Annotated in this window: 11 protein-coding genes; 6 read left to right on the top strand and 5 right to left on the bottom strand. The window is 51.6% G+C overall.

Annotated features, from left to right (window positions below; genetic code table 11):
* Positions 1-89 precede the first annotated feature (89 nt).
* Complete coding sequence (locus tag ACE3MN_RS19960) at positions 90-410, bottom strand: hypothetical protein (RefSeq protein ID WP_071830639.1); 321 nt, start codon at positions 408-410, stop codon at positions 90-92.
* A 650-nt stretch (positions 411-1,060) separates the two neighbouring features.
* Between ACE3MN_RS19960 and ACE3MN_RS19955 the strand changes: the two genes are divergently transcribed.
* Positions 1,061-1,834 (top strand): transcriptional regulator, encoded by a 774-nt coding sequence (locus ACE3MN_RS19955; RefSeq protein ID WP_004137851.1) that lies wholly within the window; start codon positions 1,061-1,063, stop codon positions 1,832-1,834.
* On the top strand, positions 1,827-2,318 hold the full coding sequence (locus ACE3MN_RS19950) for a hypothetical protein (protein ID WP_004137850.1): 492 nt from the start codon (positions 1,827-1,829) through the stop codon (positions 2,316-2,318). The genes ACE3MN_RS19955 and ACE3MN_RS19950 overlap by 8 nt, the downstream gene beginning before the upstream one ends.
* Before the next feature lie 68 nt (positions 2,319-2,386).
* Here the strand turns inward: ACE3MN_RS19950 and ACE3MN_RS19945 are convergent, their stop codons facing one another.
* From ACE3MN_RS19945 to ACE3MN_RS19935, 3 genes are all read right to left on the bottom strand, one after another.
* Complete coding sequence (locus tag ACE3MN_RS19945; protein WP_049130779.1) at positions 2,387-4,363, bottom strand: glycosyl hydrolase family 28 protein; 1,977 nt, start codon at positions 4,361-4,363, stop codon at positions 2,387-2,389.
* Between the two features lie 172 nt (positions 4,364-4,535).
* On the bottom strand, positions 4,536-5,363 hold the full coding sequence (locus tag ACE3MN_RS19940; RefSeq protein ID WP_082237490.1) for an MBL fold metallo-hydrolase: 828 nt from the start codon (positions 5,361-5,363) through the stop codon (positions 4,536-4,538).
* Between the two features lie 9 nt (positions 5,364-5,372).
* Entirely contained in the window at positions 5,373-5,915 is a 543-nt protein-coding gene (locus ACE3MN_RS19935) for a hypothetical protein (protein WP_049088974.1), read from the bottom strand.
* Positions 5,916-6,053: 138 nt separating this feature from the next.
* Here ACE3MN_RS19935 and ACE3MN_RS19930 point away from each other — a divergent pair, with 138 nt between their 5' ends.
* Positions 6,054-6,929: a LysR substrate-binding domain-containing protein gene (locus ACE3MN_RS19930; RefSeq protein WP_004137847.1), complete on the top strand. Its 876-nt coding sequence runs from the start codon at positions 6,054-6,056 to the stop codon at positions 6,927-6,929.
* A 36-nt stretch (positions 6,930-6,965) separates the two neighbouring features.
* Here the strand turns inward: ACE3MN_RS19930 and ACE3MN_RS19925 are convergent, their stop codons facing one another.
* Positions 6,966-7,832: a GNAT family N-acetyltransferase gene (locus ACE3MN_RS19925; protein ID WP_049130777.1), complete on the bottom strand. Its 867-nt coding sequence runs from the start codon at positions 7,830-7,832 to the stop codon at positions 6,966-6,968.
* A gap of 353 nt (positions 7,833-8,185) precedes the next feature.
* Here ACE3MN_RS19925 and cadC point away from each other — a divergent pair, with 353 nt between their 5' ends.
* The 3 genes from cadC (at position 8,186) to cadA (ending at position 13,649) form a co-directional block, all read left to right on the top strand.
* Entirely contained in the window at positions 8,186-9,718 is a 1,533-nt protein-coding gene (gene cadC, locus ACE3MN_RS19920) for a lysine decarboxylation/transport transcriptional activator CadC (RefSeq protein WP_024358911.1), read from the top strand.
* A gap of 364 nt (positions 9,719-10,082) precedes the next feature.
* Complete coding sequence (gene cadB / locus ACE3MN_RS19915; RefSeq protein ID WP_024358910.1) at positions 10,083-11,420, top strand: cadaverine/lysine antiporter; 1,338 nt, start codon at positions 10,083-10,085, stop codon at positions 11,418-11,420.
* 81 nt (positions 11,421-11,501) lie between these two features.
* On the top strand, positions 11,502-13,649 hold the full coding sequence (cadA, locus tag ACE3MN_RS19910) for a lysine decarboxylase CadA (protein WP_004130111.1): 2,148 nt from the start codon (positions 11,502-11,504) through the stop codon (positions 13,647-13,649).
* Positions 13,650-13,669 lie beyond the last annotated feature (20 nt).

Genomic DNA, 13,669 nt, shown 5'->3' with positions numbered 1-13,669 from the left:
TTTCTCATTGCTACTGCGAATAATATCCAGAATCGAACATATTTTCCACATTGTCATTATACCTGTAGTTGCTAAAACTAGTTTTTAATTTATATCATACAGCCTTGAGTAAAATGATAGCCTATATCATCTCCGGGATGAGGAGAGGGATGCGTCCTGATATAATATCTACCAGCAACTTGGTTGAGTATTATTCGATCCTTTTTTTGCCACTTATTATTATTTTGATTTAAAGTAAATAAAGTTGAGCCATTAACCAAATGGCTTAATACCCATTGTCTGTTTCTGCAAACTCCTGGTTTAATGATGCCATCTGACTCGCGGTGGATATATAATTCCACGAGTAGAACTTGGCTATCATTGTACCTTGCGCCTGCAATAAGGAATTTGGCCCAGCGATAACTATACATAATCCTCTCTTGATTCTTAATGTTTATTTGGCTGTAAATCTACGAAGTATTTTCTTTGAGTGACTGAATACTGCTGTTCTCAAATATATAGGCAAGAAAAAAATAATTCAATCGCAGGTTAATTTCTTAGTGATTATAAATGCAAAGATTTTAATGTATTAATTTTTAGTTTTTTATAATTCGCTTTAAACTCTAAGAGATTTTTTATGCGAAAATTTAAAGGTTTTTTATTGCCATTTAAGCACTGTGAAATATTATTTTTTAATGCTATGTGTGTTTTTGTATTATTAGTTGTTTCTGAATTTGTTGAATGTTTTTTTATTGTTTCATCGGCGATGATTAATATGATGTTGTACACATAATTAACATAAAATGATTGTTCTTATAACATTCCTCATTGTGTTTATTGATACTATTGGTTTATTAATACGATACCTCTTTACTCATTCCTGTATCGTCAACAGGGGGACAGGAGGCTAATTATATCAGGGATCTGAATGCATACGCCTGACTGTTGGGTAGCATACCTCTCGAGACCTGGTATGATGTGTTTACAAGACTTCAATTTCCCCGGGATGCTACAGGGCTCAACACGTTCAGAGCTTGTCTTACCGCAGCATACTCAGGTATTCACAGGATGCAGAATAATTATGAAGTACTTAATTGAAAACAAACTGATTTATAATGCTGAGTCTGGTGAGCTTATTCGTATTGATATTGGCGTAACGGATAAGCACCAATTAACGAAAACGGCCAATCATATTCTGGCCATACTGATTGAATCCCACGGTGAGATTGTTCCTCGGCAAAGCCTGTTAGAGAGGGTGTGGGAGTCTCGTGGGCTCGAAGCTTCAAATTCATCTTTAAACCAATATATTAGTATTCTCAGAAAGAAACTATCATCCCTGACGGGAACAGAGAATATTATTTTGACAAATCCAGGCGTTGGCTTTTATCTGTCTGCAGATATCAAAATTAAACTATGCAATGAAGTCAGCAACGGGCTATCTCCTCCACGGCGAACCCGTTACCACTGGTTTAGTTATCTGATACGTGGAGGTATTTTAGCACTAATCCCCAGCCTTTTTTTTATTTTGCTTGCTAAATATGAAGTTGTTGTTCCATCTATTCGTTTGAAAGAGTCCGACAATCTGACTCGTATCGGCAACTGTCAATTAAAATCGTCTGTTCCCATCCCCGAGAGAATGCAGGAAAAAGTTCTTAATCTAATGGAGATGCATCATCCTGGGCTGCTTGAACACTGTCAAAGTAGTCCGGCCAGACTAATCGTTTATGTCCAAAGAAGTGTCCTTCATGGTAAATCTGGCGCCGTTTTTACATCATTTTGCCCTGTGAATAGCATAAGCCATAAGACGCTCTATTGTCATAATTTTTACGCTAATCAGTGGAGGCAGCATGACTAAGAATAAATTCTACCTGTGCTTTGTTTTTTTGTTCTGCGCGGTCTTCGCTCTGATTATTTATCTACTGATTTTACTGAATAAGAAAAATAAAATTAAAACATGTGAGGCAAATGTTTACTTTACTATTTCATCATTGAACGATTCATACACTTTTGACGGCCATGTTTTATTTGATATGAGCAATAATAGTGGCTATGTTTCTTTGTCTGGAAAGATAGTCGATGGTGATGAATCGTACTATCTTTCGCAGGATATAGCCTTTGATTATATGGCCGATGGTGAGGGACGATACAAAATATTACCGGGTGATAAAATCGATAATAGATATGGAAGTATTCCTGATGATCTCATTATACCTATTTATGATATCATGGGATTGTCCGGAAAATCACCCATCTTTATTTTTACCCGGAACAGGGACTACATTGTCTGGGGAACGCTCAATTCACCGGTGATGACCTGCGTATTTACTATGGATAGATAAACGCCATATATTTGTTCTGATGTGACTTACGGGTTAATTCCCGGCGACCGGAGCCGCCGGAAACGGCATTACTTCGTTGCGCCCTCAAGGATAACCTTGTCGTTCTCCCCACGGGTGATGCTCTGCTGATGAAGGCTGTCGGCGAGCATTACGTCATTGACGGCGAAAAATTCCCAGGCCTGCGGCGTGTTGGCGAAGGTTACCTCATCGAACTGACTGTCGTGCAGGAAAGAGATATTGGTTGCTTTGGTGTTACGGAAGCTGACGTTGGAAAAACGCAGATTCTGATGATAGGCATCGCGAGAATAGTGAATACCAAACGACTCCGCCATTTCGGCTACCGTCATGCCGTCAATCAGGATGCTGTGCTTAGCCGAAGTACCATCGACGGTCACATCCTGCACCTGAACGTCGCGGAACTGAGCGGGCTCGTCGGCAGGGGTCGTATCATTTACGTCGGCGCTGTATTTGATAGTAAAAACAAACGGCTCTTTGGCGATATCTTTCATCGCGTTATGACGGAACAGCACCTCCCGCACGCCACCGCCATAGTAGGGGCGGCTCTTCATGCGCAGGCCAACGTCGGTCATATACATGACGTTATCCTCGGCGCGAACGTTTTCGATCCACGCGCCGGTATGGCTACCCGTCACCACGGCGCCGTGGCCTTTACGGAAATAGTTATTAAAAATCCACGCCGCGCTTTGCGGCTGCTGATGAAACGTTTTCGCGCCTTTACCAAACCCGGCGGCAAAATTAACGCAATCATCTCCGGTATCAAAGAAGTTATTGAAGACCAACGCGTTTTTGCTATTGCCGAACTCGACGCCGTCGGCGTTATTGCCGTCAAAGGTCTGATGCACAAGCCCATTCAGGGTAATATTTTCTGACTCCAGCACCATCACCCCGTGGAAAGCGGGATTACGAATAGTCAGTCCGGCAAGGTAGAGATTTTGCACGCCGCGCAAGGTCATCAGGCTGGAGCGGCGGTTTTTATAGGCGCTATTGTTTTCAATCCCTTCCGCGATAGCCGCTTCGGTCTGATGCTTTGCCAGAATACCGTCCGCGCCGACTTTTTTGGCATTGCTGGCCCGGTACTGCGGCAGCGCGTTGCCCAATTCGTCGCTAATTGTCGCATCGCCGCCGCTTTTGACGCCGCGGGTCCAGCCGTTGCCGTCAATCGTGCCTTTCCCAACGATGCGAATATTACGAAACGTTCCGGCCGGAGACTCGCCCTTATCGTCCGCGCCCAGCACGTTAATTAATGATGGCGGGCGGCGAGGCTGCGGATGATCGCTATAGGGATAGAGGTAATAGCCTTTATCAAGCGGATACTGGGCCGGATCGTCCGAACCCAGCAGGGTGGCGCCAGCCGCAATCTCCAGGGTTATATCGCTGTGCAGGAACAACGCGCCAGTTTTGAATTCGCCGCCGGAAATCAGCACCTTGCAGCCCTGAGGATAGTGCGTGACGGTACAGCTATCAATGGCCCGCTGCAGCGCCTGGGTATTCAGCGTGGTGCCGTCACCCTTCGCGCCGAATGTGCTGGCTTCGATGACGTGCGGCGTTTTGCGGGTTTGCGCTTTAACCACTGCGCTGTCCGGAGATTCCTGGCCATTGGCGTAGACCGCGCGCACCGTAAAGGCATACTCCGTATCCGGCTGCAGGTTGGTGGCCGTGAAGCTGCGCAGATCGATTTTCTGCTGCCAGCCGTCGCTGGCGATCCGCTGATAGAAGTTATCAATATAGGGCTTTGCCGGGGAAAAATGGTTTTGATTTTCACGCGCCAGGCCCAGCCGCTTGCCTTGACGATAGACGGCGTAGTCCACCACCTGCTCGGTCTCAGACTCCGGTTTTTCCCAGACCAGCACCAGGCTGTTTTCATCGGCAGACAGTATCGGAACCATGACATTTTGTGGCGCGGAGGCGGGCGCATCGTGCTGGTTATCGACAGTTCCGCCGCTGTCATTACAGCCGCCTGCGAGCCCGGCTAGTGCGATTGCCAACGCCAGCATGCCGCGTGCAGGTCTGAAGGTATTGCGCATAGATTTTCCTTAATGTCATATTTTATGGGAAAATAAAATTAAAATTCATTTAAAATAAAACATCATTTTATATTTATGTGGGAAAATAAACGCGAGTCAGTTCAATCTTTCATCAGGCGAAAAAAAACTTAATCGGATAAGCAAAGGCGGACCTCACCGCCCAGCTTCCCTTCTACTGCTGAGAATCATCGATACGATAGCCGCACGAAGTCGGTACGATATGGGCAAACCCCGACCCGCCAAGATGCATACCGGCAATCAGCAGGTTTTCGCTGGCGGCCTGGGCGAGAATCGCTTCCCGCGTCGCTCTGGCCTGTACGGGATCGCAATCAAAAGCGATAGCGGCGGCGGGTCGCGCGGCCTGAATATGCGGAAAGTGGACGATATCGCCCCAAATCAGCAGGCTTTGCCCGGCGGCGTCAATGCGAAACCCGCTATGGCCCGGCGTATGTCCGGGTAGCCAGACCGGATGGATACCCGCGACGACTTCGCGATCCTCCAGAAACCCGAGGCGCCGGGACCACGCGTCCAGGGTGCGGCGGGCGAGAGAGAAGTTTCGCTGCCCGCGCTCATTAGCCCGTCTTAACATGACGTCATCCTGCCAGTACTCCGCTTCCAGAGGATGCAGATGAAGACGAGCGTTGGGATAGCGCGGCGCGCCGTTGGCATCCAGCAGGCCGCCGATATGATCCGGGTGAGCGTGGGTCAGCAGGACGGTATCAACGTCGTCTGGCGCACTTCCCGCCGCCCGCAGACTGGTTTCCAGCACGCCGCCTCCCGTCCCCGCGTCGATCAGAATCGTTCTTCCCCGGCCGCGGATAAGATAGCCATTAATGTCAATAGTGCCGGGGTCGATGACGCCCGCATCGCGCTGGATTTGTGCGGCATCGCCGCTATCGATGCCGGACAGCAGCGCCAGGCCGGCGGCCATGCTGCCGTCGCTAAGGGCAGTCACCTGAAAATCGCCAATCTGGCGGGTGACAAAAGATGAATTGCGCATAAAAACCTCTTAGCGTGATGCTGGCTGTTTTTCAGCCGGGCTTTGCAGCTGACCGGCCATGGGTTCATAGATCCAGGCTTTTTCCCGTCCCGCAAGTAGCATCGCCTCCCGGCGCGGCAGAACGTATACCACGCGCAGCGACGGGTTATTATCCAGCCCGGCGGCCGGAAGTCTTGTCGGCTGATACCCCAGCTCCGAGTCCACAAAGTCCAGCGGCTCCGGGCTCAGCAGCAAAACATCCTCCTCAGAGACGGCAGGGAACACCCCGCTGTACCGATACAGGTTTCGCCGCCAGTCGCGAATATGCGCCTGCCAGCGCGCAAAGTCGCCGCCGCCTTTATGGCGATACGCTTCACTGGCGATGGTGTCAGCATCATGGATAGTATGGATGGCAAGATAGACCGGGCAGCCGGAGGAGAGCGCCCGGAAGCGCTGCGAAGCGCGGAACCCGCTGACGGATACCAGCGCCGGCAGCTTGTGCTGGCTGTAAAATCGATTCCAGCCGGCTTCGCTTTCCGGGTCGGCGTAGCTGCACTCAACGATATATAACATGGGCTGACCTCTGCATGATGGCGTGATGATATTGACGTTTGATCATGCTACGTTGTGTATTGAGCGCTCTGAAACGATATTATTTCATCCCTCAATGACATTTTGTCATTAATGCAAAATCCAGCAGAGGTGGTCATCGTGCGAAAAAAACTCCCCAGCAGCGCCTCTTTGCAGGCTTTTGAGGCTGCCGCCAGGCACGGTAACTTTGCCCGCGCGGCGGAAGAACTGTCGCTTACCGAAGGGGCGATCAGTCGGCAAATCGCCCGTCTGGAATCGCTGTTGAACTGCAGGCTGTTTGAGCGGACGGGGAGCCGGGTACGGCTGAATCCTAACGGCGCGCGCTATGCGCACCATGTGCGCGAAACGCTGGAGCGCCTTGAACGGGACACTCAATATCTGATGGGGGCCGCGGACGGCAGCCGAAGCCTGGAAATCGCCGCGCCGCCGACCTTCGCCAGCCGCTGGCTCATTCCCCGGCTGGGGGATTTTCAGCACCGGCATCCGGATATCACGCTGAATATCGCGGTCAGAACCGACCCGTTTATCCTCACCGGCAGCGGTTTTGACGCGGCGCTTCACTTTGAACACCCCGCCTGGGCCGGAATGCGTATGCAGTTTCTGTTTGAAGAGAGGCTGGTACCGGTATGCCACGCCGGGCTACTCACGGAAGAAGATCTCGTCAGCCAACTGAACGCGCTGCCGCGAATTCATCGACGGCAGAATCCCGACGCCTGGCAGCGCTATGCTGAAGAGTGCGGGATCGTGCTGGATAATCCGGCGCAGGGGGGGCGCTACGATCTGCATGAGATGGCGATAGCCGCCGCGCTGGCCGGGCAGGGCGTTGCGCTGGTGCCCCATGTGTACGTCGAAAACGCGATCGAAAACGGGCTACTGGCTGCGCCCTGGCCGCAGGCCCGCAGCCTGAGCAAGCGCTTTTGCCTGGTGAAGCCGCTGGAAAACGGCGTCAATGAGTCGGCGCTACGGGCGTTCGAGCAGTGGCTGTTGACGCAATAAGGCCCGGGCAGGGCCTTATTGGCATTAAGCGCAGCCTCAGGCGTGGGATAAAAGCGGGAACATCAGCTTATTCTCTTTGAAAATATTTTCTTTTTGCTCGTAGATAAACAGAATATCTTCGCCTTCGATTTTCTCATACTCGCCGGTCCGATTCTCTTTGGGGGTAAAGCCGAGGATAGCCTGGTACGTATTGTCATCGGCGAGCTGGTTGACAATGGACGACAGGGAGCGGCCACTGTCGCAGAAAATATCAAAACAGATCAGCGCCGGACCGTTTTGCATCGCAATCGCGATCGCCTGGTTTTTCTCGGAATAATAGACGAAGTGCTGCATAAAGGCGGAGCAGTAGAACATCAATAAACCGAAGTTATTCTGCACCCGCAGCTGCGAAAACGGATTCGATTTTTGGTAATACTGCTGCAATAGCGCAACGTCTTCCGGCCGATCCATATCGAGCTTGCGGAAATCGCCCGCTGCCGGTACTACCGGCATAATATACTGATGCTCGTCGGTGCGCTCGAAGCCGAATTTCGGGTAAAAATCAACGGTTGTCGGGTTAGCGAACAGGAAGAAGGCGTCGGCTTTATCATGCCAGTCCGCCAAAATCTCATTCACAAGCTGCCCGGCGAGGCCCCGATTGCGATGATCGATATCGGTCATTACGGTGCCGATTTGGATATAGCGGCGGGGTTCGCCCTGCCAGATCAGGTCGATAATATTGGCGGAGGCGTTAGCAATCACTTTATTGTTGCTGACCAGGGCGTAGGGAATATAGGCGTCGGTCCAGTAGCCTTTGCGGTACCACTCTTTAAAGGAGAGATCGAAGGTTTTAATCGCCAGGTCAATGAAGCTCTTTCTTAACGCGTCATCGTGCACAATTTGCTTAACTAATTTCCAGGTCATCGTCGACATTCCTTACGCTGCGGGTGAGGCACTGTTTTCGGCCATCTGTTCGGCGGTCCGATCTCTGTCGGGCGACCTAAAAATAGCATATCCCCGCGGATGGGCGACGATTGTCGCGCCTAAGCCTTGCTCAGGTCACACAATCCGGGAAAATCGCGCGAAAAAGGGTAAGCTTTCGCACGCTTAAGAAACGTCGCTGTGAGGCAAAAAAACGCCTTTAGCAAATGAAAATTTGCCAGTCATCAAAAACGAAGATGAATATATTGCGTTCATGGTCATGACCCCTATCATTAATAGGTAGGGTAAATGTGATATCATCGCGCCTTTCCCGTTTCGTCCTGGGGCTCTTTTTTATGCAACAACCTGTTGTTCGCGTTGGAGAATGGCTGGTTACTCCCTCTGTTAACCAAATTAGCCGCAAGGGGCGTCAGCTAACTCTCGAACCGCGCTTAATCGATCTTCTGGTTTTCTTTGCCCGTCATCCTGGGGAAGTACTCAGCCGGGATGAGCTCATCGATAATGTCTGGACCCGCAACGTTGTCACCAGCCATGTCGTCACGCAAAGCGTCTCTGAGCTACGTAAGTCGCTGAAAGATGGCGACGACGGCAGCCTTGAATATATCGCGACCGTACCCAAGCGAGGCTATAAGCTAACGGTGCCGGTGATCTGGTGTACGGAAGAGGGGGAAGAACTGACGCCGGTTATCCCGGCAGAAACGCCGACGGTCGCCGTGGACGCGCCATCGGTTTCCTCGCAGCCTGAGGCGGCTGCGCCAGAGATGGCGCCGGTGGTAAAGCCGGAAAAACGCAAGCGGCTGAGTACGTTTATCGTCTGGGGCCTGTTTCTGCTGGCCCTCGCGAGCTGCGTGGCGCTGGTGGCGTTATCGACCCTCGAGTCGCGCCCGCCGGTCACGAAAACGCGGCTGCTGCTCAACCCGCGCGATGTTGATATTCACCTGCTCAGCGGCAGCGCCTGCAACAACTGGTCATCGCAGCACTCCTATGCCATTGGTCTCGGGAGCCTGATTACCACCTCGCTGAACACCTTCTCCACCTTTATGGTGCACGATAAAACCAACTACAACATCAATGAGCCGAGCAGCTCCGGTAAAACCCTGACCATTGAGTTCGTCAACCAGCGGCACTACCGCGCGCAGCAGTGCTTTATGTCGGTGAAGGTGGTGGATAACGCCGACGGTTCGACCATGATGGATAAGCGTTACTTTGTCACCAGCGACAACCAGCTGTCGATTCAGAACGACCTGCTGAGCAGCCTGTCTGAGGCGCTGAAGCAGCCGTGGCCGGCGCGGATGCAGGAGATGTTAAAGCAATATCAGCCGTCGCAAAGTATCGCGCTTACCCATTTCTATCAGGCGCATCAGCTATTAATGAATGGAGACGTCGATTCACTCGGAAAAGCCAGTAGCCTGCTTGCCGACGTGAATAAACAGTCGCCGGACTTTACCTATGCCTGGGCGGAAAAAGCGCTGGTGGACGTATTACGCCATTCTCAGCAGCCGCTGGATGATAAACAGCTTGCCGATCTTTACAGCGAAATAACCCGGGTGGGTAATATGCCGGGGATTAAAGACATGGCAATATTTTATCAGATTAAAACGGTAGATATGCTGGGCAAAGGCAAAGTCGATGAAGCCTACAGCGCGATTAATACCGGCATTGACCTGGAAATGTCGTGGATGAATTATGTGCTGCTGGGTAAGGTCTACGAAATGAAAGGGCAGAACCGGGAAGCTGCCGATGCTTACCTGACGGCGTTTAATTTACGTCCGGGTGAGAATACATTTTACTGGATTGAAAACGCGGTATTTCAGACCTCGGTGACCCGCGTGGTTCCGTATCTCGATAACTTCCTCGCTTCAGAATAAGTAAACCCTCATCATGGTCATGGTTTTGGCCGTGGTGAGGTTAAACTTATGTTTCTCATGAGCGCCTCTGTTGTTATATTTTATATCCTTTTCTTGCTTGTTTTTAACACATCTTCAACACGAAATTGTGTTCGTAAATGCATGTAATTTATTAATATTTATCTTTTCCTGACCTCAACATGTCATCCTGATATGTTGCGCGAAAAAGGTCAAAATATCATTTGTCTGATGTTTGCAGTTATTTCACTTTATCTTTAGGACTTATCTCGTACTAATCCGTAATCTGATTGGCAGTTGGTCGGGTCAATAAAAGGTTCATCATCATGATCTGTACCTCCCAAATAAACTTAGGAGAAAAGCAAACATGAGTTCTGCCAAGAAGATCGGGCTATTTGCCTGTACCGGCGTGGTAGCCGGTAATATGATGGGGAGCGGTATTGCATTATTACCTGCGAACCTGGCGAGTATCGGTTCTATCGCCATTTGGGGTTGGGTAATATCTATTATTGGCGCGATGTCGCTGGCTTATGTATATGCCCGTCTGGCGACCAAAAACCCGCAGCAGGGTGGCCCCATCGCCTACGCCGGCGAAATATCTCCGGCGTTCGGTTTCCAGACCGGTGTGCTTTATTATCACGCTAACTGGATCGGCAATCTGGCAATCGGCATTACCGCCGTCTCTTATTTATCAACATTCTTCCCTATTTTAAATAACCCGGTACCGGCAGGTATTGCCTGTATTGCCATCGTGTGGATATTCACCTTCGTGAATATGCTCGGCGGTACCTGGGTAAGCCGCCTGACGACTATTGGTCTGGTGCTGGTGCTTATTCCGGTCGTGATGACCGCGGTGGTCGGCTGGCACTGGTTTGACGTTGCCACCTATCAGGCAAACTGGAACACCTCAGCCACGACGGATAGCCATGCGGTGGTGAAAAGTATCCTTCTCTGTCTGTGGGCCTTTGTCGGGGTAGAATCTGCCGCCGTCAGTACTGGGATGGTGAAAAACCCGAAACGTACCGTACCGCTGGCCACCATGCTGGGGACCGCGCTGGCGGGTATCGTGTATATCGCCGCGACCCAGGTCATCGCCGGTATGTACCCTGCGTCTGAGATGGCCGCGTCCGGCGCGCCGTTTGCTATCAGCGCATCGACTATCCTTGGCGGCTGGGCTGCGCCGATGGTGTCGGCCTTTACCGCCTTTGCCTGCCTGACTTCTCTCGGTTCGTGGATGATGCTGGTCGGCCAGGCCGGCGTGCGCGCCGCTAACGACGGCAACTTCCCGAAAATCTACGGTGAACTGGATAAAAACGGCAACCCGAAAAAAGGCCTGCTGCTGGCCGCGGTGAAAATGACCGTCCTGATGGTGCTGATCACCCTGATGAACTCCACCGGCGGGAAAGCCTCCGACCTGTTCGGCGAGCTGACCGGTATCGCGGTTCTGCTGACCATGCTGCCTTACTTCTACTCCTGCGTTGACCTGATTCGCTTCGAAGGCATTAACGTCCGCAACTTCGTCAGCCTGATTTGCTCCGTCCTCGGCTGCGGGTTCTGTTTCATCGCCCTGATGGGGGCAAGCTCCTTCGAACTGGCCGGCACCTTTATCGTCAGCCTGATCATCCTGATGTTCTACGGCCGCAAAATGCACCAGCGTCAGAGTAACGACGGCTCCGCTGATAGCAGCACCGCCAGCGCGCATTAATCCGTAACCCTATTCCTGAGGCTCCTTCCATCACCTGTCACGACGTGGCGGGAGGGGCTTTCTTTATCTGGAGATTTGACTATGAACGTTATCGCAATCATGAATCACATGGGTGTTTACTTCAAAGAAGAGCCCATCCGTGAGCTGCATCGCGCCCTCGAACGCCTGGACTTCCGTATTGTCTACCCGAACGACCGTGACGACTTATTAAAACTGATCGAAAACAATGCGCGTCTGTGCGGCGTGATCTTCGACTGGGATAAATACAATCTCGAACTGTGCGAAGACATCAGCAAAATGAACGAATATATGCCGCTGTACGCCTTTGCGAATACTTACTCAACGCTGGACGTGAGCCTCAACGATCTGCGCATGCAGGTTCGCTTCTTCGAATATGCGCTGGGCGCGGCGGAAGATATTGCGAACAAAATCAAACAGAATACCGACGAGTATATCGACACCATTCTGCCGCCGCTGACCAAAGCGCTGTTTAAATACGTGCGTGAAGGCAAATATACCTTCTGTACCCCAGGCCACATGGGCGGTACCGCGTTCCAGAAAAGCCCGGTCGGCAGCATCTTCTACGATTTCTTTGGTTCCAATACCATGAAATCCGATATCTCGATTTCAGTTTCTGAACTCGGTTCCCTGCTGGATCACAGCGGCCCGCATAAAGAAGCGGAAGAGTACATCGCCCGCGTCTTCAACGCAGAACGCAGCTACATGGTGACCAACGGCACCTCTACCGCCAACAAAATCGTCGGTATGTATTCCGCCCCGGCCGGTAGCACCGTGCTGATTGACCGTAACTGCCATAAATCGCTGACCCATCTGATGATGATGAGCGACATTACGCCAATCTACTTCCGCCCGACCCGTAACGCTTACGGCATCCTCGGCGGTATCCCGCAGAGCGAATTCCAGCACGCGACCATCGCGAAGCGCGTGAAAGAAACCCCGAACGCGACCTGGCCGGTGCACGCGGTGATCACCAACTCCACCTATGATGGCCTGCTGTACAACACGGACTACATCAAGAAAACCCTGGATGTGAAATCCATCCACTTTGACTCCGCGTGGGTGCCTTACACCAACTTCTCGCCGATTTATGAAGGCAAATGCGGGATGAGCGGCGGCCGCGTCGAAGGGAAAGTGATTTACGAAACCCAGTCCACGCACAAACTGCTGGCGGCGTTTTCTCAGGCATCAATGATTCATGTTAAAGGCGACGTAAACGAAGAAACCTTTAACGAAGCCTACATGATGCACACCACCACTTCTCCGCACTACGGCGTGGTGGCCTCGACGGAAACCGCGGCGGCGATGATGAAAGGCAACGCCGGTAAGCGCCTGATTGACGGCTCTATCGAACGTTCAATTAAGTTCCGTAAAGAGATTAAACGCCTGAAAGGCGAATCCGACGGCTGGTTCTTCGACGTCTGGCAGCCGGAACATATCGATGGCGCGGAATGCTGGCCGCTGCGCTCCGACAGCGCGTGGCACGGTTTCAAAAACATCGATAACGAACATATGTATCTCGACCCGATTAAAGTCACGCTGCTGACCCCGGGGATGAAGAAAGACGGCACCATGGATGATTTCGGTATTCCGGCAAGCATCGTGGCGAAGTATCTCGATGAGCACGGCATCGTGGTCGAAAAAACCGGTCCGTACAACCTGCTGTTCCTGTTCAGCATCGGTATCGACAAAACCAAAGCGCTGAGCCTGCTGCGCGCGCTGACCGATTTCAAACGCGCGTTCGACCTGAACCTGCGGGTGAAAAATATGCTGCCGTCGCTGTACCGTGAAGATCCTGAATTCTACGAAAACATGCGCGTTCAGGAACTGGCGCAGAACATTCACAAACTGATTGAGCACCACAACCTGCCGGACCTGATGTTCCGCGCGTTCGAAGTGCTGCCAACCATGATGATCACGCCGTACGCCGCGTTCCAGAAAGAGCTGCACGGTCAGACCGAAGAGGTGTATCTCGAAGAGATGGTGGGCCGCGTCAACGCCAACATGATCCTGCCGTATCCTCCGGGAGTGCCGCTGGTGATGCCGGGTGAAATGATCACCGAAGAGAGCCGTCCGGTGCTGGAATTCCTGCAGATGCTGTGCGAAATCGGCGCCCACTATCCGGGCTTCGAAACCGATATCCACGGCGCCTATCGTCAGGCGGATGGTCGTTACACCGTTAAAGTGCTGAGAGAAGAAAACAACAAATAATCGATGCACAACAGGGAAGT

It is taken from the genome of Klebsiella grimontii, from assembly GCF_042137965.1.
GTDB lineage: Bacteria > Pseudomonadota > Gammaproteobacteria > Enterobacterales > Enterobacteriaceae > Klebsiella > Klebsiella grimontii.
Note: the sequence above shows the minus strand (reverse complement) of the source record. Positions and strands in the feature narration are given on the sequence as shown.